General features: G+C 67.1%; 22 protein-coding genes. 2 read left to right on the top strand and 20 right to left on the bottom strand.

Annotated features, from left to right (window positions below):
• Nucleotides 1–21 precede the first annotated feature (21 nt).
• On the top strand, nt 22–1,392 hold the full coding sequence (locus PSQ40_RS11865; RefSeq protein ID WP_273951696.1) for a tetratricopeptide repeat protein: 1,371 nt from the start codon (nt 22–24) through the stop codon (nt 1,390–1,392).
• A gap of 65 nt (nt 1,393–1,457) precedes the next feature.
• Here PSQ40_RS11865 and PSQ40_RS11860 read toward each other — a convergent pair whose 3' ends face one another.
• The 8 genes from PSQ40_RS11860 to PSQ40_RS11825 form a co-directional block, all read right to left on the bottom strand.
• Complete coding sequence (locus PSQ40_RS11860) at nt 1,458–1,637, bottom strand: hypothetical protein (protein ID WP_273951695.1); 180 nt, start codon at nt 1,635–1,637, stop codon at nt 1,458–1,460.
• Nucleotides 1,638–1,735: 98 nt separating this feature from the next.
• Nucleotides 1,736–2,704, bottom strand: coding sequence for a C1 domain-containing protein (locus tag PSQ40_RS11855; RefSeq protein ID WP_273951694.1), 969 nt, complete (start codon nt 2,702–2,704; stop codon nt 1,736–1,738).
• Nucleotides 2,705–2,846: 142 nt separating this feature from the next.
• The gene (locus PSQ40_RS11850; RefSeq protein WP_273951693.1) at nt 2,847–3,713 is read right to left on the bottom strand and encodes a DUF429 domain-containing protein; all 867 of its coding nucleotides are present in this window, start codon (nt 3,711–3,713) and stop codon (nt 2,847–2,849) included.
• Entirely contained in the window at nt 3,713–4,594 is an 882-nt protein-coding gene (locus PSQ40_RS11845) for an EamA family transporter (RefSeq protein WP_273951692.1), read from the bottom strand. Before PSQ40_RS11845 ends, PSQ40_RS11850 begins: the two co-directional genes overlap by 1 nt.
• 116 nt (nt 4,595–4,710) lie before the next feature.
• The gene (locus PSQ40_RS11840; RefSeq protein WP_273951691.1) at nt 4,711–5,133 is read right to left on the bottom strand and encodes a BLUF domain-containing protein; all 423 of its coding nucleotides are present in this window, start codon (nt 5,131–5,133) and stop codon (nt 4,711–4,713) included.
• A gap of 65 nt (nt 5,134–5,198) precedes the next feature.
• Nucleotides 5,199–5,894 (bottom strand): GTP cyclohydrolase I, encoded by a 696-nt coding sequence (folE, locus tag PSQ40_RS11835; protein ID WP_273951689.1) that lies wholly within the window; start codon nt 5,892–5,894, stop codon nt 5,199–5,201.
• Nucleotides 5,895–6,097: 203 nt separating this feature from the next.
• Entirely contained in the window at nt 6,098–7,339 is a 1,242-nt protein-coding gene (gene clsB / locus PSQ40_RS11830; protein ID WP_273951688.1) for a cardiolipin synthase ClsB, read from the bottom strand.
• Nucleotide 7,340: 1 nt separating this feature from the next.
• On the bottom strand, nt 7,341–8,078 hold the full coding sequence (locus tag PSQ40_RS11825; RefSeq protein WP_273951686.1) for an endonuclease/exonuclease/phosphatase family protein: 738 nt from the start codon (nt 8,076–8,078) through the stop codon (nt 7,341–7,343).
• A 140-nt stretch (nt 8,079–8,218) separates the two neighbouring features.
• Between PSQ40_RS11825 and PSQ40_RS11820 the strand changes: the two genes are divergently transcribed.
• Nucleotides 8,219–9,988 carry a response regulator gene (locus tag PSQ40_RS11820; protein ID WP_273951685.1) on the top strand — a complete coding sequence of 590 codons (1,770 nt, stop codon included), beginning with the start codon at nt 8,219–8,221 and terminating at the stop codon, nt 9,986–9,988.
• A gap of 77 nt (nt 9,989–10,065) precedes the next feature.
• On the opposite strand, the gene nudB is transcribed toward PSQ40_RS11820, so the two are convergent.
• The 12 genes from nudB to PSQ40_RS11760 all read right to left on the bottom strand — a co-directional run bounded on the left by nudB (nt 10,066) and on the right by PSQ40_RS11760 (nt 24,718).
• On the bottom strand, nt 10,066–10,527 hold the full coding sequence (nudB, locus tag PSQ40_RS11815; RefSeq protein WP_273951684.1) for a dihydroneopterin triphosphate diphosphatase: 462 nt from the start codon (nt 10,525–10,527) through the stop codon (nt 10,066–10,068).
• A 95-nt stretch (nt 10,528–10,622) separates the two neighbouring features.
• Nucleotides 10,623–12,431, bottom strand: a complete 1,809-nt coding sequence (gene aspS, locus PSQ40_RS11810) for an aspartate--tRNA ligase (protein WP_273951682.1) — start codon at nt 12,429–12,431, stop codon at nt 10,623–10,625.
• Between the two features lie 29 nt (nt 12,432–12,460).
• A complete protein-coding gene (locus PSQ40_RS11805) occupies nt 12,461–13,084 on the bottom strand; it encodes a DUF502 domain-containing protein (protein WP_273951681.1) in 624 nt (207 codons plus the stop codon).
• 12 nt (nt 13,085–13,096) lie between these two features.
• Nucleotides 13,097–13,444, bottom strand: coding sequence for an FmdB family zinc ribbon protein (locus PSQ40_RS11800; protein WP_273951680.1), 348 nt, complete (start codon nt 13,442–13,444; stop codon nt 13,097–13,099).
• Nucleotides 13,445–13,552: 108 nt separating this feature from the next.
• Complete coding sequence (locus PSQ40_RS11795; RefSeq protein WP_273951679.1) at nt 13,553–15,007, bottom strand: sodium:solute symporter family protein; 1,455 nt, start codon at nt 15,005–15,007, stop codon at nt 13,553–13,555.
• A 69-nt stretch (nt 15,008–15,076) separates the two neighbouring features.
• Nucleotides 15,077–16,648 carry a ubiquinone biosynthesis regulatory protein kinase UbiB gene (gene ubiB, locus PSQ40_RS11790; protein WP_273951678.1) on the bottom strand — a complete coding sequence of 524 codons (1,572 nt, stop codon included), beginning with the start codon at nt 16,646–16,648 and terminating at the stop codon, nt 15,077–15,079.
• Nucleotides 16,645–17,199, bottom strand: coding sequence for a ubiquinone biosynthesis accessory factor UbiJ (locus tag PSQ40_RS11785; protein ID WP_273951676.1), 555 nt, complete (start codon nt 17,197–17,199; stop codon nt 16,645–16,647). Before PSQ40_RS11785 ends, ubiB begins: the two co-directional genes overlap by 4 nt.
• 93 nt (nt 17,200–17,292) lie before the next feature.
• Nucleotides 17,293–18,360 (bottom strand): Tim44 domain-containing protein, encoded by a 1,068-nt coding sequence (locus PSQ40_RS11780; protein WP_273951675.1) that lies wholly within the window; start codon nt 18,358–18,360, stop codon nt 17,293–17,295.
• 172 nt (nt 18,361–18,532) lie between these two features.
• Nucleotides 18,533–19,264, bottom strand: a complete 732-nt coding sequence (gene ubiE / locus PSQ40_RS11775) for a bifunctional demethylmenaquinone methyltransferase/2-methoxy-6-polyprenyl-1,4-benzoquinol methylase UbiE (protein ID WP_273951674.1) — start codon at nt 19,262–19,264, stop codon at nt 18,533–18,535.
• 50 nt (nt 19,265–19,314) lie between these two features.
• Nucleotides 19,315–19,728: a DUF971 domain-containing protein gene (locus tag PSQ40_RS11770; protein ID WP_273951672.1), complete on the bottom strand. Its 414-nt coding sequence runs from the start codon at nt 19,726–19,728 to the stop codon at nt 19,315–19,317.
• A gap of 79 nt (nt 19,729–19,807) precedes the next feature.
• Nucleotides 19,808–20,794, bottom strand: coding sequence for a Bug family tripartite tricarboxylate transporter substrate binding protein (locus PSQ40_RS11765; RefSeq protein ID WP_273951671.1), 987 nt, complete (start codon nt 20,792–20,794; stop codon nt 19,808–19,810).
• Between the two features lie 39 nt (nt 20,795–20,833).
• The gene (locus tag PSQ40_RS11760) at nt 20,834–24,718 is read right to left on the bottom strand and encodes an FAD/FMN-binding oxidoreductase (RefSeq protein WP_273951669.1); all 3,885 of its coding nucleotides are present in this window, start codon (nt 24,716–24,718) and stop codon (nt 20,834–20,836) included.
• Between the last annotated feature and the right edge of the window lie 13 nt (nt 24,719–24,731).

The following is a 24,731-nucleotide window of genomic DNA, read 5'->3' as shown; positions in this document are numbered from 1 at the left end:
CCGCCGCGGCACAATGCCAGCATGAGCACGCCGCCCTCGGTTCACACCGCCCTCGCCCACCATGCCGACCTGCCTTGCGACAGCCTTGGCAACCCCGTCACCTTGCACGACCCCAGCAGCCTGGGGCCCGTGAACGACTTTGTCGAAGGCTTCATCCGCTGCGAGGCCCGCTGCGTGCGCCTGCTCGACGCCGCGGCCGACAGCAGCCCCTGGGTGCAGGCCAGCGTGGCAGCGCTGCACCTGTTTGCCGAGAACGCCCAGGCGCCGCGCCAGGCACGCCCCTTCATCGACCGGGCCCTGGCGGGCGCCCGCCACGCCACCGAGCGCGAACAACGCTTCATTGCGGCGGTGGCGGCCTGGGTGGACGGCGACCTGGCCCGCGCCGTGGCCCTGCACGAGGAACAGGCGCGCCTGCACCCGCGCGACCTGGTGTCGCTCAAGCTGGGCCAGTACCACCTGTTCAACCAAGGCAACTCGCCCGGCATGCTGCGCCTGGCCCTGGCCTGTGCCAAGGCCGCGAGCGATGTGCCCCAATGGCATGGCATGGCCGCCTTCGGCTATGAGCAATGCCACCTGCTGCGCGAGGCCGAGCAGCGGGCCCGCCACGCCTTGCAACACTGCCCCACCGAGCCCTGGGCCCAGCACGCCCTGGCCCATGTGATGCTGACCGAAGGCCGGCACCGCGAGGGGCGTCAATTCATGCGCCAGTCCAGTGGGGGCTGGCAGCCGCTCAACTCCTTCATGCGCACCCACAACTGGTGGCACCTGGCCTTGTTCGAGCTGGAGCTGGGCGAGCACGACGCCGTGCTGGCCCTTTACGACCAGCAGGTCTGGGGGGTCGAAAAGGGCTACAGCCAGGACCAGATCAATGCGGTGTCGCTGCTGGCCCGGCTGGAGCTGGCCGGGGTCCCGGTGGGTGAGCGCTGGCGGGACCTGGGTGAGCACCTGGCCCAGCGCGAGCACGACCATGTGCTGCCCTTCCTGGACTTGCAGTACCTGTACGGCCTGGCCCGCGCAGGCCGCACCGAGCAGGCCCACGCCTGGCTGGACAGCCTGCAGGCCCATGCCCAGCAGGTGCACGGCCCGCTGCGTGCCGCCTGGCTCGAAGTGGCCTGCCCGGCCGCACAAGGCCTGCTGGCCCACGCCACCGGGCGGGCCGCCGAGGCGGTGCAGGCGCTGGGGACGGCGCTGCCCCGCCTGCTGGAAACCGGGGGCAGCCATGCCCAGCGCGACCTGTTCAGCCAGATCCACCTGGACGCGTTGATGCGTTCAGGCCAGTGGGTCGGCGCGCAAAACCTGCTGCAAGTGCAGGCCAACCAACACCCCGAATCACAGCGCCTGCAACGCCAGGCGCATGCCGTGCGCACCGCCCTGGGCCTGCCGACCGACTGAGCCCGGCCGCTGAGCGCGCGCAAGACAGCCCCCGCCAGGACCACGGCCCCGCTCGGTCGGCCGCCTCACATGGGCTGGCGGCGCGGCGGCGGTCGACGGCAGTCCGAGTCAAGGTAGGGGCCGTCCACGCGCACCCAGGCCGCACCGGGCGACGCCTGGGCACACAGGGTCTGACCCTGGAGGTCGCTGCGCCACTGGTACCAGGGCGCCGGGCCGGCCCAGGCCGCGCTCAGACAAGCCGCCATGAGCAGTCCGCCCCCGGTCCACCCAGCCCACCCGCCCCACCAGCGCGCTCCGCCCCAGTCCCGCAGGGGCCTGGCGAGGGGACCGCGGCGGCTCGGGCTCATTCGATGAAAAAGCGGCCCGGCATCAAGGGCACGGCCTGCGCGAGGTGGCGCAGGATGGTGGCGTGTTCGCGCGGGGTCAGCATGCGGGACCCGAACGGGGTATCCATGGTGGTGACGCGGTTGGCCTCGACCACGCGGGCGCCGCGCTCGGGGTCGGCCACCACGCGCATCGGCACCTGACCGGAAGGCACTTCGTAGAGCAGCGTTTCCGGGGTGCTGAAGCGCAGCGAAAACTCGGGACCGGTGATCTGGCCGTCGAGGCTGCGACGCAACTCGGCCGGGGCCTCGGGGGCGGGTTCGGCCTCGCCGCCGCGGGGCAGGTTGTAAGCCGAGTCATCAAAGTCCGGCCGCGCATGCATGGCGACCTCGTAACCACAGCAATGGCAGCGGTAATGGTCGAGCCCCTCGCGGCTGAGCTTGAACAGCAGCGTGGTCTCCTGGCAGTGGTCGCAAACCAGTGCCGGGCGTGACGAGGTGGGGACCCCGCCGCCGCCGGCCAGCGCCGGCTGGGTGGGTGCCCAAGCGGGTGGCACGTTGCCTCCCGGCACAGCCCCTGGCAGGGGTGACAAGGTGGGCAGGGGCGGTTCAACGGCGGCCGCCACCGGTGGTGCCGCGGCAGGGCCACGCTCCGGCGTCAGGTCCACCTCGGGGGCCCCGACAGCGGGGGTGATGCGGACCCGCACGCCCCAACCCACCGGCTTGCGAAAGAACCCGATCCGGCAGGCCACCCAGGGCAGGCCGTCTTGCGTCAGGGCCTGGGCCAGGGTCTGGGCCTGGGTCAGGACGGGCGGCGCCACCGGGACCTGCGGCGCGTCCTCGCTGCGGCGCTGCGCGCAGCCCACACTGGGACTGCCAGGGCGCAGCAACACCTCGCCCTCGGTCCAGTCCTGCGGACGGTGGGCGATCGCGGCATGGGCCAGCGACTTCAGCAGTGGTTGGTAGGACGCGTGGCGGGTCTGTTTCATGGGCCAGATTTCCGATCAGGCAACAAGTGTATCGACAGCCGGCAGGTGTGGCGAGGGGGCGGCGGGCACGGGCCCGGAGCCGGCTCTAACGCCTGCGTGCGGGCCTGTTCGCGGGCAGGCGCGGCGGCGCTTGGGGTTGGCTTCAGGGGCTGGCCGGAGCGGTCACGATCCACCCCTCCAGCGGGTCCATCTGGGCCGGCAAACCATACCGTGGTTGCCCCGCCTCATGGGCGCGCTGTGCCCAGGCGGCCTGCACCAGGCACAGCACCGCATCGAGGCTGTCGCCGCGCGCATCGTCCACCAGCGCGTCACGCTGCGCGTGGGTGAGCTTGAGCCGCAGGCCCAGGCGGGTCTGGCCGTTCTCCAGGGCGGTGATCAAGTCCTTGCGGGCAATCAGGCGTTCCGGGGTCTGCTTGGCGCGGTCGTCGCTTTTGTAGGATCGGTGGCCAATCAGCTCGCGCGCCAGCAAGCCGGGGTAGGCCTCCAGCGCGACGCGGGTCGACCCGGCGTCCTGCGGCGGCTGCCACAGGCCGGGCAACTGCACCCCCGCCTGCAACAGCAAGGGCACCCCGGCGTGCAGCATGTAGGCCACGGGCGGATTGACCCATTTCATCGACGGGCTGGAGCCCGCCGGGCCATCGGTGGCGCGGTGGGCGAACTTGCCCCCGACGGGACGCGCGTTGCAGAAGGCCGCAAACTGCTCGCGGATCTCGGCCCGGCTCAGCCCCGCGTAATGGTGGATGCAGGCGGCCCAATCGGTGGGCCAACCCAGGCTTTGCACCAGTTCGCGCGGCAAGCCAAAAGGCAGGTCAAAGCCCCCCACCCAGTCGCGCGGCTGGCGCAACCAGTCAGCCCAGTCCGCCAGGCTGTCCAGGCGCACCAGGCGGCTCAGTTGCACCCGCCCACTGCGTTGCTGGCCCAGCGCCAGCACGATGGGTTTTTGTCGCGTCGGGCTGCTGCTGAAATCGCAGCCCAACAGGTTGTCGCTTGAATCGGTGTGTGTGCTCATCAGCCCAAGCCCAGTAAAGTGACCCCTGCGGCGATCAGCAAGGCCCCCAAGAGGCGCGGCACGCGGTCGCCCTCGCCCAACAAATGCCCGCCAATCAGGGCCGCGAACAGCATCGACACCTCGCGCGCCGGCGCCACGTGCGACAGCGGTGCTGTCTGCATGGCGTACAGCACCAGCACATAGGACACCGGGCTGATGGTCGCCACCAGCAAGGCCGGCCGCCACTGCAGGCGCCACAGGCGCAGCGCCTCCGGGCGGTCGCGCCAGACACCGGGCGCCAGCAGGGCGATGCGCACGAAGTTGCCCATGTAGTCGACCAGCACGGGCGACATCAGCAGCACCTTGACGGCGTAACCGTCGACCACGGTGTAGCTGGCAATGAAGACCCCCGTGCACAGGCCATACAGCACCCCCAGTTGCACGCGCTGGCGCCGGGCCGGGTCGTGCGAGGCCCGCCACAGGCCGGGCCCGCCAGCCACCAGAAACACCCCCGACACCACCGCCACCATGCCGCCCACACCCGCCCAGGAGCCCTGTTCGCCCATCAGCGTCAAGGCCACCAGCGAGGACAGCAGCGGCCCCGAGCCGCGCGCCAAGGGGTAGACCACGGTCAGATCGGCGCGCTGGTAGCCGCGCAGCAAGATGACGTAATAGACCACATGCAACACGCCGCTCAGGGTGACCAGCCCCCATTCAAGGGCCCCCCAGCGCGGCACCGCATCCCAGCCCAGCCACAGGCCCAGCGGGGCCCAGACCAGCATCATCAGGGTCGAAGTGAAGAAGGCAAAACGCGAATCACCGCCCGCCTTCTTGGCAGCGATGTTCCACAAAGCGTGGATCAGGCCGGCCAGCAGGACCAGTGAAAACGCAAGCAAAGACATGAAAAACAGCGTTCCAATGCAAAAGGGCGAGGCGGGTGTTCACCCTGCCTCGCCCCCGAAAATCAGGGCGCAGTGCCGTGGGGCCCAGGCATGCCCAGGCGCCCCGGGGGAGCCGCTCAGGCCCGGCCGATGATGGAGGCCGTGGCCATCAGCTCTTCGAGCAGGGCCAGGGACACCTTGCCCGACACCGCGTAGGGGTCGAGTTCGGGGCGCTCGGAGTACTTCAGCAGGATCGAGGTGTTGAGCTTGGACAGGTTGACCTGGCCCATGGTCCAGCCACCGAAGCGGCGCTCGGAGATTTCTTCGTAGTCGAGCAGTTCGATCTGCTGGTGGCGCTTGTCGCGCTGGATGTGACCGTACAGCTCGTTGACGGCCGAGCGGCCGCCCTCGATGGCCTGCAAAAAGATACCGCCCCCGTAGCAGAGGATGCCCGTGATGCCCGAACCCGGGTTGTGCTGGCGGGACTGCGAAAGGATCGCGTCAATGGCCTCCGGGCTGGTGTCGGTGGCGCGGCTGGCATAGAGCAGACGAACAAGCATGGCAGACCTTCAAGGCAGGAACTAAACAATAAAACAGGGCTGGCAGGCCGCAGCCCGCCACCGCTTCAGCGGGGAATCAGCGACAGGAACTCGCGGCGCAGCGCCGGGTCCTTGAGGAACACACCGCGCATCACCGAGTTGATCATCTTGCTGTCCATCTCGCGCACACCGCGCCAGGACATGCAGAAGTGGCTGGCTTCCATGACGATGGCCAGGCCATCGGGTTGGGTCTTTTCCTGGATCAGGTCGGCCAGTTGCACCACGGCTTCTTCCTGGATCTGGGGACGGCCCATGACCCAGTCCACCAAGCGTGCGTACTTGGACAGGCCAATCACGTTGGTGTGTTCGTTGGGCATGACGCCAATCCAGATGCGGCCCATCACCGGGCAGAAATGGTGGCTGCAGGCGCTGCGCACCGTGATCGGGCCGACGATCATCAGCTCGTTGAGGTGTTCCGCGTTGGGGAACTCGGTGATCGGCGGCTGCGGCACATAGCGACCCCGGAAGACCTCGTTGAGGTACATCTTGGCCACGCGGCGCGCGGTGTTGTTGGTGTTGTGGTCGTTGGTGGTGTCGATCACGAGGCTGTCCAGCACGCCTTGCATCTTGACCTCGACCTCATCGAGCAGCTTCTCCAGTTCACCGGGCTGGATGAACTCAGAGATGTTGTCGTTGGCATTGAACCGCTTGCGCGAAGCAGCCAGACGCTCACGGATTTTCAGCGAGACGGGGGTGCCCTCGTCCGGGTTGATTGGGTTCATTTCAGCTTGTACTCGGTGCAAACAGCGGGAGATGGTAACAGTGAATGCCAATCCGGGTATTGCCCTCCTTGCCCCCAAAAAGTGCAGGGTTTAAAGGCCCAACCGCCCCCGTGAGGCCCCCACCGGCCGCAGCCAACAAGCCCACACCACAGCCCACCCCAGCCGATCCTGCTGACCCTGCCGAGGGCCGCGCAGACCGCGTGTCAGTACCGGTAACCCGTCAACCACAGCGCCAGCCGCATCAACCCAAACGCCACGCGGTCGCGCAAACGGTGGCGCCACGGGCGCTGGGCCAAGTCGTCCAGGGCGACCTGGCGCCCCGCATGGTGCATGGCCTGCAGCAAGGCCCCGCGCAACTGCCGCGCAAAGCCGTGGTCGCGCACCATCACGTTGGCTTCACGCGCCAGCAGCAGGCTCAAGGGGTCGAGGTTGGACGAGCCCACGGTGCTCCACTGCCCGTCCACCACCGCCACTTTGGCATGCAGAAAACTGGGCGCGTACTCGTGGATCTCGACCCCTGCGGCCAGCAGCTGGCGGTACACCGGCCGCGTGGCATGGAACTGCATGAAGCTCTCGTAACGCCCCTGCAGCAGCAACTGCACGCGCACCCCGCGCCGGGCCGCCAGCACCAGGGCACGGCGCAACCGGCGCCCCGGTAAGAAGTACGCGTTGGCGATCAGCACCTCCTGCCGCGCGGTGCGGATGGCGCGCAGGTAAGCGCGCTCGATGTGGCTGCGGTGGCGCAGGTTGTCGCGCAAGGCCAGCGCCGCGCGCAGGCCGCGCACGGGCTCGGGCCGCGCGCCAGCGCGCGCCGGTGACGCGGCTTCGTAGCCCAGTGCCGACGGCCCCGGGCGATTGGCCCACCAGCCCATCACCGCCTGCGGCCACTGGTGTGCCCGCACCGCACGCACCGCTTCGATGCGCCGCCACAGCAGCGCCATGGTGTGTGCGGCCTCGCTCACCACCGGGCCCGTGGCCGTGACGGCGAGATCGAACCGCGGCTCGCTCAAGGCCCCATGCAGGGGGTCGTGCCAATCGTCGAGGATGTTGATGCCGCCACAGAACAGGCGCTCGCCATCGACCACACAGAGCTTGCGGTGCAGGCGCCGCCAGCGGCTGGGGATCAGCAGGCCCAGCGGTCCCAGCGGCGAGAACACCCGCCACTGCACGCCGGCCGCCCGCAGGTGCGCGGGCCAGGGCTCGGGCAGCTCGCCGGTGCCCACGCCGTCGACCACCAGGCGCACCTGCACGCCGCGTTGGGCGGCCCGGGCCAGGGCCTGGGCGACGCTCTGCGCGCTGCCGTGGAAGTCAAAAATATAGGTCTCCAACCAGATGCTGCTGCGGGCCTGGTCCATCGCCTGCACCAGCGCCGGAAACAGCTCGGCCCCGCCCTGCAACAAGGTCAGCGCGTGGCCCCCGCGGTAGACCAGCCCCCCGTGGCGCATCTCAGAGCCTGAACTCGGTCAACAGCGGCAGGTGGTCGGACATGCGCGCCCAGGCCCGGCCGCGCGGCACCTGCGCGCTCACCGCCGTCAGACCGCGCGCGTAAATGTGGTCCAGTTGCACCAGCGGCAGGCGTGACGGGAAGGTGGGGTGCCGGGCCGACTCCAGCTCAAGCAAGCCGTCATGGCGCAAGGCGCGGCGCAGCGTGTCGCCCCAGTCGTTGAAATCGCCCGCCACCACGAGCGGCAGGCCCGGGTTGACCTCGCGCGCGATGTAGCGCCGCAACTGCTCGGTCTGGCGCACCCGGCTGCCGGGGATCAGGCCCAGGTGCACCACGATGACATGCACCGGGTGGCCGTTGACCGCGATCTCGACATGCAGCAGGCCACGCTGCTCGAAGCGGTGATCGGACATGTCCTCGTGTTGGTGCGTCAGCACCGGCCAGCGCGACAGCAAGGCGTTGCCGTGCTCGCCGTGCTTGGTGTAGGCGTTGGTGCGGTACACCGCCTCGTAGCCCTCTGGGGCCAGAAAGTCGGCCTGGGGCATGGCGGGCCAGCGCGTGAAATGCAGCTCCTCGCGGCGGTGCAGCTTGCGCACCTCCTGCAGGCAAATCACGTCGGCATCGAGCTGTTCGACCCCATGGCCGATGTCCAGGATCTCCAGACGCCGGGTCGGCCCCACCCCCCGCACCCCTTTGTGAATGTTCCAGGTGGCGACGCGAAAAACACCGTTTTTATCCATCCGACCATTGTGTCCCATGCACCTGGCAGGGTGGGTGAACCCTGCTGCGCCCAGGTCAAGAATCGGTATCAAAAGGCTGCAGCAGGCTCTAAACTGGAGGTCTCCGAAACCCTTGCCGATCAGCCTGTGCTGACATTCTGATGGCCACAGCCCCACCCCGAGATGTCGCCGACTGCCTGGCCCTGGTGATCGACGGCAACGCCACCTCGCGCAGCATCCTGGCAGGCCAGTTGCGCGACTATGGCGTGGGCAAAGTGGTGCAATGCAGCCGCGTGCGTGACGCACGCAACCGCCTCGAACACACTGCATACGATTTCGTGTTGTGCGAGCAATTTTTTGACGAGACCAACGAGTCCGGCCAGACCCTGCTCGACGACCTGCGGCGCGCCCACCTGCTGCCGTTCTCGACCATCTTTTTCATGGTGACGGCCGAGGCCTCGTACGCCTCGGTGGCCGAGGCGGCCGAATCCGCGCTCGACGGCTACCTGCTCAAGCCCTTCACGCCGGTGGCCCTGTTTGACCGCCTCAGCCTGGCGCGTTTGCGCAAGGTGCACCTGGCGCCCATCTTCGACGCCATCGAGGCCCAGAACTTCGAGCAGGCGGCCAGCCTGTGCCTGCAACGCTTTGAAACCCAGCAACCCTATTGGCTCTATGCGGCGCGCATGGGCGCCGAGCTGCTGTTGCGCCTGGGGCGGCACGACGAAGCCCGCACCTTGTTCGAGGCGGTGATCGCGGCCCGGGCCCTGCCCTGGGCCAAGCTGGGCGTGGCGCGGGCGCAGGTCGAGTCGGGCCAGGCCACACGGGCCATCACCACACTGCAAGGCCTGATTGGGGCCGATGCCAGCTACGCCGATGCCTACGATGTGCTGGGCCGCGCGCAAGTCGAAGTCGGCAACTTTGCCGAGGCCATGGAGACCTACCGCCACGCCAGTGGCCTGACACCCGACTCGGTGGGCCGGTTGCAGAAGTTCGGCATGATGGCCTTCTACATGGGCGAGCGCGAGGCCGCGACCAAGGCCCTGTCGCGCGCCACCATCATTGGCCTGGACTCCAAGCTGTTCGACCACCAATCGATCGTGCTGCTGGCCTTTGCCTACTTTGCCGACACCGACCGCAAAGGCGTGGACCGCTGCCTGGCCGACCTGGCCCGCGTGCTGGAGCGCCAGGGCGACAGCGCGCGCCTGCAGCGCTTTGCCCGCGTGGTGCTGACGCTGCAGCAGATCCAGCTGCGGCAATTTGCCAAGGTGGTCGAGCTGGTGCGGGCGATGGCCCCAGAAACCCAGCAAAGCGACTTTGACTTTGAAGCCGCCAGCAACCTGGCCGGTCTGCTGGCGGTGTTGGCCCACACCTCCATCGACCTGGCCGAAGGCGCCACCTGGGTGCGCCAGCTGGGCATGCGCTATGCCAACACCCGGGGGCTCAGTGAGCTGATGGCCAACGCCTGCCACTGGCACCCGCCCTACGCCGAGAGCGTGCGCGAATGCCTGCAACAGATCAACGGCATGGCCGAGCGCGCCATGGCGCTGAGCCTGTCCGGCGACCCGACCTCGGCGGTGCGCAGCCTGCTGCAGCACAGCGCGGACACCCTCAATGTGAAGCTGCTCGACATGTCGCAGCAGGTGCTGCTGCGTCACCAGGCACGCATCCACGAACCCGCCGCCCTGCAAAGCAGCATCGACCAGCTGCGGGAGCGCTGCGGCAGCGCGCCGGCGCGGGCCGTGCTGGGTCAGGACAGCGAGCGCCAGCCCGGCGGCATGACGTTGCGCCTGCGCAACCGGGCTGCGGCCCAGGCGCGGGCCCAGGAGATGGCACAGAACGCACTCAAGGAGCGTGCTGCACCGCCGCCCCCGGTCGACAAAGACCCCGCCGCAGCGCTGCGCCTGCGCCCCCAACAGACGGGCAAGGGCTAGCGGCACGGCCTGCATTCAGACCGCCCCCACAGACCCAGGTCGGCACCGCCCAGGCTGACAACGCCCGGGCCGTGGTGTCAGGGCAGAAAGCGCGGCAGCATCAAGCAGGCTTCGGCATTGGAAGGTGAAAAGCACTGGTCGGCCGCCTCCCGCCAAGGCAACCAGCGCTGCGCCACATGCTCGCGCGGGTTCAAGCGCACGGTCTGGGCGGTGGGCACGGTCAGGCCGAACAGGCGCTCGCGGTTGCGCACCACGCCCGGGGCGTAGCGGTGGCGCCATTGGGGCCAGATGTCGTAGACGTTTTCGAGGCCCCAGTCGCGCAACTGGCAGCCTGGCGCCTGCACCGCCAGGCCGGTTTCCTCCCAGACCTCGCGCGCAGCGGTGAGCTCAAACGGCTCGTCCAAGGTGTCTTTGCTGCCCGTGACCGACTGCCAATGCAGATCGGCATCGGCACGCTGGATCAGCAGCACCTGCAGGTCGGGTGTGTGGATCACCACCAGCACCGACTCCGGGATCTTGAACGGACGCCCACTGGACACACACCACCCCCATGAAAAAAGCGGCCGGGGCTGAGGGCCCACGACCGCTGATTGTGAACCGCCAACGCACCCCGCGCTGGCGTTCAAGCCCTGGCTCAGGCGGCCGCAGCCGGGTTGCGCAGGCGGATGTGCAGTTCGCGCAGTTGCTTCTCGTCGACCGGGCTCGGGGCTTGGGTCAACAAGCACTGGGCCCGTTGCGTCTTGGGGAAGGCGATCACGTCGCGGATCGACTCGGCGCCGGTCATCAGCGTCACGATGCGGTCCAGACCGAAGGCCAGGCCACCGTGCGGCGGCGCGCCATATTGCAGTGCGTCAAGCAGGAAGCCGAACTTTTGCTGGGCTTCTTCCGGGCTGATCTTGAGCGCGTCGAAGACCTTTTGTTGCACGTCGGCGCGGTGGATACGGACCGAACCGCCCCCCATTTCCCAGCCGTTGAGCACCATGTCGTAGCCCTTGGAGATGCACTTCTCGGGCGCGGTGACCATCCAGTCCTCGTGACCGTCCTTGGGGGCGGTGAAGGGGTGGTGCACGGCGTTCCAGCGCTGGCCGTCTTCGTCGTATTCGAACATCGGGAAGTCCACCACCCACAGCGGTGCCCAACGGTCTTCGAACAGGCCCGTCTTCTTGCCGAACTCGCTGTGGCCGATCTTGATGCGCAGCGCACCGATGGCGTCGTTGACGATCTTTTCCTTGTCGGCACCGAAGAACAGCAGGTCACCGTCCTGGGCACCGGTGCGGGCCAGGATCTCGGCAATCGCCTTGTCGTGCAGGTTCTTCACGATCGGGCTTTGCAGACCGTCGCGGCCCTTGGCCAGGTCGTTGACCTTGATCCAGGCCAGGCCTTTGGCGCCGTAGATCTTGACGAATTCGGTGTAGCTGTCGATCTCACCGCGCGACAGGCCCGAACCTTCCTTGGCACCGCCCGGCACGCGCAGGGCCACCACGCGGCCACCCTTGGTGGTGGCGGGGGTCGAGAAGACCTTGAAGTCCACGTCGGCCATCACGTCGGTCAGCTCGGTGAACTCGAGCTTCACGCGCAGGTCGGGCTTGTCCGAACCGAAGCGGAAGGCCGCGTCCTGGTAGGTCATGACCGGGAACTCGCCCAGGTCCACGCCCAGGGTGTTCTGGAACACGGTCTTGATCATGCCCTGGAACATGTCGCGGATGTCTTGTTCTTCCATGAAGGAAGTTTCGATATCGATCTGCGTGAATTCGGGCTGGCGATCGGCGCGCAGGTCTTCGTCGCGGAAGCACTTGGTGATCTGGTAGTAGCGGTCGAAGCCCGCCACCATCAGCAACTGCTTGAACAGCTGGGGCGATTGCGGCAGCGCGAAGAACTGGCCATCGTGCACGCGGCTGGGCACCAGGTAGTCGCGCGCGCCTTCGGGCGTCGACTTGGTCAGCATCGGGGTTTCGATGTCGATGAAGCCGTTGGCGTCCAGGAACTTGCGCACTTCCATGGCCACGCGGTAGCGCAGCATCAGGTTGTTCTGCATGTACGGGCGGCGCAGGTCCAGCACGCGGTGCGTCAGGCGGGTGGTTTCGCTGAGGTTTTCTTCGTCGATCTGGAAGGGCGGCGTGACAGAGGGGTTGAGCACCTTCAGTTCGTGGCACAGCACTTCGATCTGACCGCTCTTGAGCTTGTCGTTGGTGGTGCCGTTCGGGCGCGCACGCACCACACCGATGACCTGCACGCAGAACTCGTTGCGCACGTCTTCAGCGGTCTTGAACATCTCGGCGCGATCGGGATCGCACACCACCTGCACATAGCCTTCGCGGTCGCGCAGGTCGATGAAGATCACACCACCGTGGTCACGACGACGATTGACCCAGCCCGACAGGGTGACGGTTTGGCCCAGCAGGGCTTCGGTCACGAGACCGCAATAGTGTGAACGCATAGCCATAAGAGAACATCCAGCGCCGCAACGGCGCGTTAATGAGAATCGGAAAGAGCGACCGGGCTCGGGGGAGCCACCACGCCCATAGAAACAATGTATTTGAGTGCCTCGTCCACACTCATGTCGAGTTCGACGCAATCACTGCGGCGCAACATGACGAAATAGCCCCCGGTGGGGTTGGGCGTGGTGGGCACATAGACGCTGAGGTAGTCGTCCTTGAGGTAGGTCGCCACGTCACCGCCCGGGGCACCGGTGACGAACGCCACGGTCCACACGCCATCGCGCGGCCACTGGATCAGCACGGCCTTGCGGAAGGCGTTGCCGCTTTCGGAGAACAGGGTGTCCGAGACCTGCTTGACGCTCGAGTAGATCGACCGCACCACCGGGATGCGGTGGACGATCGCGTCGCCCAGCTTGACCAGCTTGCGGCCCAGGAAGTTGCTGGCCACGGCCCCCACCACCAGCAGGATCAACAGCGTCAGCAAGACGCCGAAGCCCGGGATGTGGAAGCCCAGCAGTTGGTCCGGCCGCCATTGTGCGGGCAGGATCAGCAAGGTTTGGTCGAGGGTCCCGATGATCCAGTCCAACACCCAGATGGTGATGGCCACGGGCACGATGACCAGCAGACCGGCAAAAAGCCATTTACGCAGGGCAGCCATGGGTGCTTTCTTTCAGTGGCAGGCGCAGCCGCCGCCACAGCCACCGGCCGATGCCGTGGGCGATGCATCGGCAGAGGCGCTGCTGGCGCTGTCAGACGCGGGGGCCGAAGCCGGCGCGCTGGCCTCGGCGCCGGCCGCGGCGCCGGTGCCCACGGCGGGTGCCGTGGCACCCCCGCTGCCACCGCGGAAATCGGTCACATACCAGCCCGATCCTTTGAGCTGGAAACCGGCAGCGGTGATTTGCTTGCGAAAGCTGGCAGCACCGCAAGCGGGGCAGTCAGTCAAAGGGGCGTCCGAGATTTTTTGCAAGACGTCTTTGCTGTGCCCGCAGGACTCGCATTTGTAGGCGTAGATTGGCATGGCTGATTGAGCTTGGATGGGGTTGCAAAACCCTCAATTATAGGCGGGCGGCCCGTTCACAAGGCCCACGCACGGTGCGCCCTGCCCCACGGGCCTGCGGAAAAGTGGTCACAGCCCCGGCAAGGCGTGGTGCGGGGCGCGTCGATCGGCCAACACCTGCGGCCCCAGGGTGCCCAGCAACATGCCCGCAATGCCCCCGAGGAAGCCCATCAACTGGGCCGGCCAGTCCTCGCCCAGCGAGGTCAGGTTGAACAGCAGCCAGGTCGCGAGCCCCAGCACGATCGACAGCACCGCGCCTTGGGTGGTGGCACGGCGCCAGTACAACCCGGCGGTCAGCGGCACGATGGCCCCCACCAGGGTCACCTGGTAGGCGCCGGACACCATCTCGTAGATCGGCTTGTCCTTGGACAGGATGGCGTAGGTGCAGACCAACACGCTGAAGACCAACACGGTGATGCGCATGGTGCGCAGCTCCTCCTGGTCGCTTTGGCGCGGGAAGAACTGGCGCCAGATGTTCTCGACAAAGGTGACCGACGGCGCCAGCAAGGTGGCCGACGCCGTGCTCTTGATGGCCGACAGCAGGGCACCAAAGAACAGCACCTGCATCACAAACGGCATCTGGGTGCGCACCAGCGTGGGCAAGATCATCTGGCTGTCCACCTTGCGGCCCGTGGAGAGCAGCTGCTCGGTGGTCTCGGGCATGATGATCAGCGCGCTGGTGACCAGGAACATCGGCACGAAAGCGAACAGGATGTAGCAAATGCCCCCGATCACCGGGCCGCGGGTGGCGGCCTTCTCATCCTTGGCCGACATCACGCGCTGGAACACGTCCTGCTGCGGGATCGAGCCCAACATCATGGTGATGGCCGCACCAATGAAGAACAAGATCTCCTTGGTCTGCATCGGCGGCCAGAACGAGAACAGGTCTTTTTGCTGCGCGTAAGCGATCACCTGGGCCGCTCCGCCCGCCTGCTGCCCGGCGAACACCGCCAGGATCAAGAGGCCACAGACCAGGATGATCATCTGGATGAAGTCGGTCACCGCCACCGACCACATGCCGCCAAACAGGGTGTAGGCCAGGATGGACGCGGTGCCGATCAGCATGCCCATGGGGGCCGAGATGGCGCCCTCCGACAGCACGTTGAACACCAGCCCCAAAGCGGTGACCTGGGCCGCCACCCAGCCCAGGTAGCTGAGCAGGATGATCAGCGAGCAGATGATTTCCACCAGGCGGCCGTAGCGCTCGCGGTAGTAGTCGCTGATGGTCAGCAGGGACATCTTGTAGAGGCGGGCCGAGAAAAACAGGCCCACCAGGATCAGGCAGAAGCCGGCGCCAAACGGGTCTTCGACCACGCCGCCCAGGCCGTCCTTGATGAAGGTGGCCGGGATGCCCATCACCGTTTCCGACCCGAACCAGGTCGCAAAGGTGGTGGTGACGATCATGAACATCGGCAGGTGCCGACCGGCGATGGCAAAGTCGGCCGTGTTCTTGACCCGCCTGGCCGCCCACAGGCCAATGACGATGGTGATCAGCAAATAAACAATGACCAGGGTCAGCAGCACGAAAAACTCCTGAAAAGACGGGCGGATTATCCCGAAATCCCGGCGGCCCGCCGCGGCGGGTCGGCCAACTCAGAACAGGCGGATCCGGATCAGCAGTTGCAGGGCCAGCAGACCCAATACAAATCCCATGCCACCGTAGACCAGCGACTGCAGCAAACGGTTGGTTTTGCGCTGCTCGGCCAGCAACACCGACAGCTCCCGCCGCGACACGCCCGACTGACCGCCCTTTTGCAGGTACTCAGCCAACAGACGCGGCAACTCGGGCAGCAGCTGGGCATAGCGCGGGAACTCGTCGCGCAGCTGCTTGAACAGGCGCTGCGGCCCGATCTGGTCCAGCATCCACTTCTCGAGGAAGGGTTTGGCCGTGCTCCACAGGTCCAGCTCGGGGTCGAGCTGGCGGCCCAGGCCTTCGATGTTGAGCAGGGTTTTCTGCAACAGCACCAGCTGCGGCTGGATCTCGACGTGGAAGCGGCGCGAGGTCTGGAACAGGCGCATCAACACCATGCCCAGCGAAATCTCTTTCAGCGGGCGATCGAAATACGGCTCGCAGACGGCGCGGATGGCCGACTCCAGCTCATCGACGCGGGTCTCGGGCGGCACCCAGCCGCTTTCGATGTGCAGCTCGGCCACGCGTTTGTAGTCGCGCCGGAAGAAGGCGGTGAAGTTCTGCGCCAGGTACTCCTTGTCGTACTCGGTCAGGGTGCCGACGATGCCGAAGTCCAGCGAGATGTAGCGCCCGAAGGTGTCGGGCTCGAGGCTGACCTGGATGTTGCCCGGGTGCATGTCGGCGTGGAAGAAGCCGTCCCGGAACACCTGGGTGAAAAACAGCGTCACGCCGTCGCGCGCCAATTTGGCGATGTCGACACCGGCTTCGCGCAGGCGCTCGACCTGGTTGATGGGCACGCCCTTCATGCGTTCCATCACCATGACTTCGGCGTGGCAGAAGTCCCAGAAGATCTCGGGGATCAACACCAGGTCCAGGCCCGCCATGTTGCGGCGCAGTTGGGCGGCGTTGGACGCCTCGCGCACCAGGTCCAGCTCGTCGTGCAGGTACTTGTCGAACTCGGCCACCACCTCGCGCGGCTTGAGGCGCTTGCCGTCGGCGCTCAGGCCTTCGACCCAGCCCGCCATCATGCGCATCAGCGCGAGGTCCTTGTCGATCACCGGCAACATGCCCGGGCGCAGCACCTTGATGGCGACCTCGCGCTCCTCGCCACTGGCGGTGCGGACCACCCCAAAGTGCACCTGCGCGATCGAGGCACTGGCCACCGGCAGCCGGTCGAACTGCACAAACACCTCGTCCACCGGGCGGCGGAAGGCGCGCTCGATGGTCGCGATGGCGATGTCGGTGCCAAACGGCGGCACCCGGTCCTGCAGGTGGGCCAGTTCGTCGGCGATGTCGGGGGGCAGCAGGTCGCGCCGGGTGGACAGCACCTGACCGAACTTCACAAAAATGGGGCCCAGGTGCTCGAGCGCCTCGCGCAGGCGCTGGCCGCGGGGGGCCTGAAGGTCACGGCCGATCGACAGGATGCGCGCCAGCCGCAGCCAACGCGGTGAGCCCAGGCTGCTGAGCACCAGCTCATCGAGCCCGAAGCGGAAAACCACCCAAACGATGTAGGCCCCGCGCAACAGCCGGCTCATGCGCCGCCCTTGTCACGCACGATGGAGGTGGCCGGGAAGCGCTGCACGAAGTCGCGCAGCCCGCGCACCAGCGTCTGCACGCCCTGCACCAGGGTGTGGGCCGGGCCGTCGCCCAGCCAGCGGGCCAGGTCTTCTTCGAGGTCCCAACGCACGTGGTCGGCAATCCAGTTGATCTCGGCGGCCAGTTGCACATCACCCTCGATGTGCACCGGCGGCTTCTGACCGGCCAGCGCGCCTTGGGCCAGCGCCACGGGCGAGGTTTCGGTCACCGACAGGCTCAGGTCGGCCGGGGTGGCGGCCTCGGCCAGGTCCAGCAGACCGGCCGGGGTGATGAGGAATTTGAAGGAAAACTGGCGCCAGCGCACGCTCGCCACGCGCTGCTTCTGGCGGGCCAGGCGGGCCATGGCCTCGGGTTCTTGCATCAGCACATGGTTGATCAGCAACACCAGTCGGCGCTGCGCCTCGTCCACCACCCAGGCGGGCGGCTGAACAGTGCTGGTCACCTGGTCAAACAGGCGGTCGAGAAGGGAGAGGGGGGACGGTAGGGCCATAGGGGCGATTATTCCCCGAAAGTGAATCACCGACCTCGGCCCAAGGTCGGAGAAAAGGGTTCAAGGCCTGAGCGGCCCTGAACCCCGGCGCCCTCACTGCAGGGCTTGAACGCCAGCCACCAGCCAGCCGGTGCGGCCGTCCTTGGGCTTGGTCATGTTCCAGACTTCGCGGAACGGGTTCGGGCCGGCCGAAGGCTCTTCGCGGATCATGCCGGAGAACTCGACGCTGGCCATGTAGCCCTCGCCCAGGTCCTCGATGCCCAGCAGCTGGGCTTCGAGCATGACCACGTCGGTGGTGTTCTGACCGCCAGGGCGGTGCGCTTCACGCTCGGTCAGCTGGACGCGGATCTCGTCGAGCATGCCATCGGTCATCATCGAGCGCAGGGTGCCCAGGTCCGAACGGTCCCAGGCGGCTTGCAGGGTGACGAAGTTGCGCTTGGCCGCGTCCAGGAAGCCCACGGTGTCGAAGTCCGACGGGATGGCCCAGCTGCTCGAAGCCCCCGCCAGGGCCGAGCCAATCTGCACCCCACCCGCGTGCGGGCGGGCCGAGGCGTCTGGCGCCGAAGCCGGCGTGTCGAACTGGCTCTGGCGCTCCCAGGGGCGGGCCGAGGCGTCGTTGCCCACATGGTCGGGGCTGTACTGGCGCAGCACCGGCGCGGAGGCGGGCGCGTTGCCGGCGCCCTGGAAGGCGAAGGGGCTGTTGTTGCCAGCGGCGGCCGCCTGGCTGGCGCTGCGGCGCTTGCTCAACACAAACCCCACCACGCCCATGATGACCATGGCGAGCAGACCGAACATCAGCATCTGGCCGAAGGCCTCGCCAAAGCCCAGCGAGTGGGCCAGCCAGGCCAGACCCAGGCCAGCGGCCAGGCCACCGAGCATGGCGCCCCAGGGGCGCTTGGCCGGCGCCGCCGCCGCAGGCGTGGCCGGGCGGGCGGGGGCAGCGGCAGCGGCCGGGTTGGCCGCCGGCGTGGCCGGGGTGGCGTTGGGGGCCGCAGCGGGTGCGCCCGGGGTCGCAGGGGTGGCCGGCGCGGCTTGGCGCTGGGTCACGTTCGAGGACTGGGTGCCCACCGACTTGCCGCCGCCCAGGCGGCGTGCTGCCTCGGCCTCGTGGCCCACCAAAGCCAGTGCCAACATCAGCACCAGGGACCATTGCTTGATCATGTCATCTCCATTGGATCGATCTTCGGGCGCCACCAACTGGCGCCCCACGGTTGTTCATTGAACTTGTTGTTCGTTGATCTTGTTCGGTGAACGACACCCCAGCGGGGTGTTTGCCTACGGCTTGACAGCTGACGCCGAAGCGCCCTCTTTCAAGACCGACGTCCAGAGTTTCTCAGCATTTGATGCCCACATGCAGGGCCACCACACCGCCTGTGAGGTTGTGGTAGTCCACATGGCCGAATCCGCACTGCTTCATGAGGGCCTTGAGCTCCTCCTGGCTGGGGTGCATGCGGATCGATTCGGCCAGGTAGCGGTAGCTGTCGGCGTCCCCCGCCACCAGTTGGCCCAACTGGGGCAGGACCTTGAAGGAGTACCAGTCGTAGGGTTTGCTCAAGGGCGCTGCGACCTTGGAGAACTCCAGCACCAGCAGCTTGCCGCCGGGCTTGAGGACGCGGTTCATCTCGCGCAGGGCCACATCCTTGTGGGTCATGTTGCGCAAACCAAACGCCACGCTGACCAAGTCAAAGTGCTGGTCCGGGAAGGGCAGCTTTTCGGCGTCACACACCAGGGTGGGCAGCACCACGCCCGCGTTGAGCAGGCGGTCGCGGCCGGTGCTGAGCATGGCCTCGTTGATGTCGGTGTGCACCACACGGCCGGTGCGCCCGACCTTCTTGGCGAACGCCAGCGACAGGTCGCCCGTGCCGCCCGCGATGTCCAGCACCTGGTCGCCCTCTTTGAGGTTGGCGACCATCACGGTGTAGGCCTTCCAGGCCCGGTGCAGGCCGAGGGACATCAGGTCGTTCATGACGTCGTAACGCGATGCGACCGAATCGAACACGCCGCGCACCCGGCGCGCCTTGTCCTTCTCGTCCACCGACTGGAAACCAAAATGTGTGGTGCTCATGGGGGTGCTGTGTCTGAATTGAAAAATGACCGGGCCTGGTACGGCCAGGCTCAGTGGCTGGCGCAGCCGTGGCCGCCCTTGACCGGCATGGGATCGTCGCGCTGGCGGCCAGCAGCCTGCAGGCGCGCCTCGTAGTCAGCCCACAGGCGGTCTTGTTCGGCGCCCAGGGTGTAGAGGTAGTCCCAGGTGAAGATGCCGCTGTCGTGCCCGTCGCTGAAGGTGGGCTTGACGGCGTAGTGGCCCACCGGTTCCAGGCCCAGCAGGGTCACGTCGCGCTTGCCAGTCTGCAGGGTTTCCTGGCCCGGGCCATGGCCTTGCACTTCGGCCGACGGCGACAGCACGCGCATCAATTCAAAGGGCAGGCGAAACACCGCCCCGTCTGAAAACGCGACCTCGAGCACCCGCGACTGACCATGCACCGTGAGGGCGGTGGGGGTGGGGGCGCCGGGTTTGAGTCCTGCCATGTGTCTACCTGCCTTGCTGGGCTGTCTGAATCAGCCCGGAATCCATGATGAGGGGCGCCAAGCGCCCCCGGGGGTCCACTCACTGCGGCTGGAAGCCGCTGGACTTGATGATGCGGGCCCAGGTCTGGGCGTAGCTGTGTTCGCGCGCGGCCAGTTGCTGCGCGCTGCTGAAGCCCACGGTCAGGCCCATGTTGGTCAGGCGGTCATGCACTTCGGGCACGGCCAGCACCTTGGCCAGCGCCGCAGAGAACTGGTCGATGGTGGCCTTGGTGGTGCCCGCCGGCGCGAAGATGCCGTAGAACGGCACGTCCTCGAAGCCTGCCAGGCCCAGCTCGGCCAAGGTGGGCACATCGGGCAGCGCGGCTTGGCGCTTGTCGCCCAGCACGGCCACCACGCGCAGCTTGCCTGCGCGGTGGTTTTCAATGAAGTCAGGCACCGACGCGACACCGGCACCAATCTGGTTGCCCAGCATGTCGGCCAGCATCGGGGCACTGCCCCGGTAAGGCACCGACACCAGGTCGAGCTTGTTTTTCTCGCCGATCACCTTGACCAGGAACTCGGGCACCGAGGCGGGGGCTGGCACGCCCACATTGCCCTTGCCCCCGGCCGCCTGCACCGCCGCCACATAGTCTTTGAACGACTTGGCCGGCGTGCCGCTGGAGACCGCAAACGCGTTCACGAAGGTGGCAAAGCCGGCCACCGCGACAAAGTCACGCGCCGGGTCGAAACCCGGGTTCTTCACCACCAGGGGCAAGATGGACACCGTGTGGTCGTGGGTCAGGAAGAAGGTGCTGCCATCGGCCGGGGCGGCCTTCAGGGCCTGCGCGGCCACCTGGCCGCCGGCGCCGGGGCGGTTCTCGACGATCACCGGCACGCCCAGTTCGTCCTTCAGCTTGTCGGCCAGCGTGCGGGCGATCACGTCGGTGCCGCCACCGGCCGGGAAGCCCACCAGCAGGCGCACCGTCTTGGCCGACTGGGCCGAAGCCAGGCCCATGGCCGTCAGGGCGCCCACCGCGACGGCGGTGCGCAAGGTCTTGGCCAACAGGCCGCGTCGAAGGAATTGCATGAAGGACTCCGAAGGTTGCGGGGGGATCAGGTGTCGGACTCAGACCAGCACGCGCTCGATGCCACCGGCATTGGCGGCCTGCACATAGCTGGGCATCCAATCGGGGCCGAGGATCTGCTGGGCCATTTCAACCACGATGTAATCAGCTTCCAGCAGGCCGTTCTGCAGGTCGTTGCCGTAACGCGACAGGCCTTGCAGGCAGCTCGGGCAGCTGGTCAGGATCTTGACGTTGTCCTGCGCCGCGACCGCGCCGCTGGCGCGCAGGGCGGCCTCGCCCTTGCGGATCTCTTCTTCCTTGCGGAATCGGATCTGGGTCGAGATGTCAGGCCGGCTCACGCCCAGGGTGCCCGATTCGCCACAGCAGCGGTCGCTCTTGAGCACCTGGTCACCGACCAGGGCCTTGACGGTCTTCATCGGGTCCTGCAGCTTCATGGGGCTGTGGCAGGGGTCGTGGTACAGGTAGGCCCCGCTGCCACCGGCCGCGCCAAGGGTGATGCCCTTTTCGAGCAGGTACTCGTGGATGTCGACGATGCGGCAGCCCGGGAAGATCTTCTCGAACTCATAGCCCTGCAACTGGTCGTAGCAGGTGCCGCAACTCACCACCACGGTCTTGATGTCCAGGTAGTTGAGCGTGTTGGCCACGCGGTGGAACAGCACGCGGTTGTCGGTGATGATCTTCTCGGCCTTGTCGAACTGGCCCGAGCCGCGCTGCGGGTAACCGCAGCACAGGTAGCCCGGCGGCAGCACGGTCTGCACGCCGGCGTGCCACAGCATGGCCTGGGTGGCCAGGCCCACCTGGCTGAACAGGCGCTCCGAGCCGCAACCCGGGAAATAGAACACGGCCTCGGTTTCGGGCGTGGTGGCCTGCGGGTTGCGGATGATCGGGACGTAGTCCTTGTCCTCGATGTCCAACAGCGCGCGCGCCGTCTTCTTGGGCAGGTTGCCCGGCATCTTCTTGTTGATGAAGTGGATCACCTGCTCTTTGATCGGCGCGGTGCCGACGCTGGCGGGCGGTGCGCTGGTCTGCTTGCGGGCCACCGACTTGAGCACATCGTTGGCCAGGCGCTGGGCCTTCATGCCCACGCCGACCATGGCCGAACGCGCCAGCTTGATGGTCTCGGGGTTGGTGGCATTGAGCATGAACATGGCCGCGGCATTGCCCGGGCGGAAGCTCTTTTGCCCCATCTTGCGCAGCAGGTTGCGCATGTTCATGGAGACGTCGCCAAAGTCGATCTTCACCGGGCAGGGGCTGGCGCACTTGTGGCAGACCGTGCAGTGGTCGGCAACGTCCTCGAACTCCTCCCAGTGCTTGATCGACACACCACGGCGGGTCTGCTCCTCGTACAGGAAGGCCTCGACCAGCAGCGAGGTGGCCAGGATCTTGTTGCGCGGGCTGTACAGCAGGTTGGCGCGCGGCACATGGGTGGCGCAGACCGGCTTGCACTTGCCGCAGCGCAGGCAGTCCTTGACCGAGTCGGCGATGGCACCGATGTCGGACTGCTGCATGATCAGCGACTCGTGGCCCATCAGGCCGAAGCTCGGCGTGTAAGCGTTGGTCAGGTCCGCGTGCAGGGTCTCGGTGCTGCCGGCCGAGGGGCGCAGCAACTTGCCCTTGTTGAAGCGGCCTTCGGGGTCGACCTTTTGCTTGTAGTCGGTGAACGGGCGCAGCTCGGCATCGGTCAGGAATTCGAGCTTGGTGATGCCAATGCCGTGTTCGCCCGAGATCACGCCATCCAGGCTGCGGGCCAGCACCATGATGCGGGCCACCGCCTCGTGCGCGGTCTGCAGCATCTCGTAGTTGTCGCTGTTGACCGGGATGTTGGTGTGCACATTGCCGTCGCCGGCGTGCATGTGCAACGCCACCCAGACGCGGCCCTTGAGCACGCTCTGGTGGGTGGCCGTGACCTCGTCCAGGATGGGCTTGAACGCCGCCCCGGTGAAGATGGCTTGCAGCGGGGTGCGGATCTGGGTCTTCCAGCTCGCGCGCAGGCTGTGGTCCTGCAACTGCGGGAACAGCGTCTCGACGTCCTGCAACCAGCCTTGCCACAGGGCCCGCGCGTCGCGCACCACCGTCAGGGCCTGGGCCACGCGCTCTTCGAGCAGCTCGGGCGACGGCATTTCGCTCGCGTCCTCGGCCTTGCCCAGCGGCAGCTTGCCGCGGCTGAAGAAGGTCTCCAGCGCGTCGCACAAGGCCAGCTTGTTGCGCAGCGACAGTTCGATGTTGATGCGCTCGATGCCGTCGGTGTACTCGGCCATGCGCGGCAGCGGGATCACCACGTCTTCGTTGATCTTGAAGGCGTTGGTGTGGCGGCTGATGGCCGCGGTCTTTTTGCGGTCGGTCCAGAACTTCTTGCGCGCATCGGCGCTGATGGCGATGAAGCCCTCACCATGGCGCGAGTTGGCGATGCGCACCACTTCCGAGGTGGCCTTGGCCACGTCGTCGGCGTTGTCGCCCGCGATGTCGCCGATCAGCACCATCTTGGGCAGACCGCCATTGCCCTTCTTGCTCTTGGTGGCGTAGCCCACGGCCTTCAGGTAGCGGTCGTCCAGGTGTTCGAGGCCGGCCAGCAGGGTGCCGCTGCGCTTTTGCTCAGCGAACATGAAGTCCTTGATCTCGACGATGCTGGGCACCGCGTCCTTGGCATTGCCGAAGAACTCCAGGCACACCGTGCGGGTGTGCTCGGGCATGCGGTGCACGACCCAGCGCGCGCTGGTGATCAGGCCGTCGCAGCCCTCTTTCTGGATGCCCGGCAGGCCCGACAGGAACTTGTCGGTCACGTCCTTGCCCAGGCCTTCCTTGCGGAAGGTCTTGCCCGGGATGTCCAGGCGCTCGGTGCGCAGCCAGGTCTTGCCGTCGGCCGCGTAGTACTTGAGTTCGAAGCTGGCCAGTTCGGCGTCGTGGATCTTGCCCAGGTTGTGGTTCAGGCGCGTCACCTCCAGCCACTCGGCCTGCGGGGTGACCATGCGCCAGCTGGCCAGGTTGTCCAGTGCGGTGCCCCACAGCACGGCCTTCTTGCCGCCCGCGTTCATGGCGATGTTGCCGCCGATGCACGAGGCCTCGGCCGAGGTCGGGTCAACCGCAAAGACAAAGCCGCCGCGCTCGGCCGCGTCGGCCACGCGCTGCGTGACCACGCCGGCTTCGGTCCAGATGGTGGCCACCGGCTCGGCCAGGCCGGGCAGTTGCACCTTCTCGACCTCGGTCATGGCTTCGAGCTTCTCGGTGTTGATGACCACGCTCTTCCAGGTCAAGGGGATCGCGCCGCCGGTGTAACCGGTGCCGCCGCCGCGCGGGATGATGGTCAGGCCCAGCTCGATGCAGGCGCGCACCAAGGCGGCCATTTCGGCCTCGGAATCGGGGGTCAGCACCACGAACGGGTACTCGACACGCCAGTCGGTGGCGTCGGTGACGTGGGCCACACGCGACAGGCCGTCGAACTTGATGTTGTCCTTGGCGGTGTACTTGCGCAGCAGCTTCTGGGTCTTGCGACGCAGTTCAGCGGCTTCTTCGAACGCGGCATTGAAGGTCTTGACGGCCTGGTCGGCCATCTGCAGCAACTCGCCCACCAGAGCGTCCCGGGCAGCGTCCGAGCCGGGGGTGCGGCGCTTTTGCACCTCGCCCAAGCGGTGCCGCAGCGCATCCACCAACTGGCCGCGGCGCTTGGGGTTGTCGAGCAGGTCGTCCTGCAGGTAGGGGTTGCGCTGCACCACCCAGATGTCGCCCAACACCTCGTAGAGCATGCGGGCCGAGCGGCCGGTCTGGCGCTCGCCGCGCAACTGGCTCAGCAGCTCCCAAGCACGGGAACCCAGCAGGCGGATGACGATTTCCCGATCGGAAAACGAGGTGTAGTTGTACGGAATTTCGCGCAAACGGGCCGGTTCAGAGGCCTGCGACAGGAGAGCGGCCAACGCGGTGGGAGCATTCATGGGTAAAACCTGG

Origin of the sequence: Curvibacter cyanobacteriorum, from assembly GCF_028649475.1 — a bacterium.
Classification (GTDB): Bacteria; Pseudomonadota; Gammaproteobacteria; order Burkholderiales; family Burkholderiaceae_C; genus Curvibacter; species Curvibacter cyanobacteriorum.
Note: the sequence above shows the minus strand (reverse complement) of the source record. Positions and strands in the feature narration are given on the sequence as shown.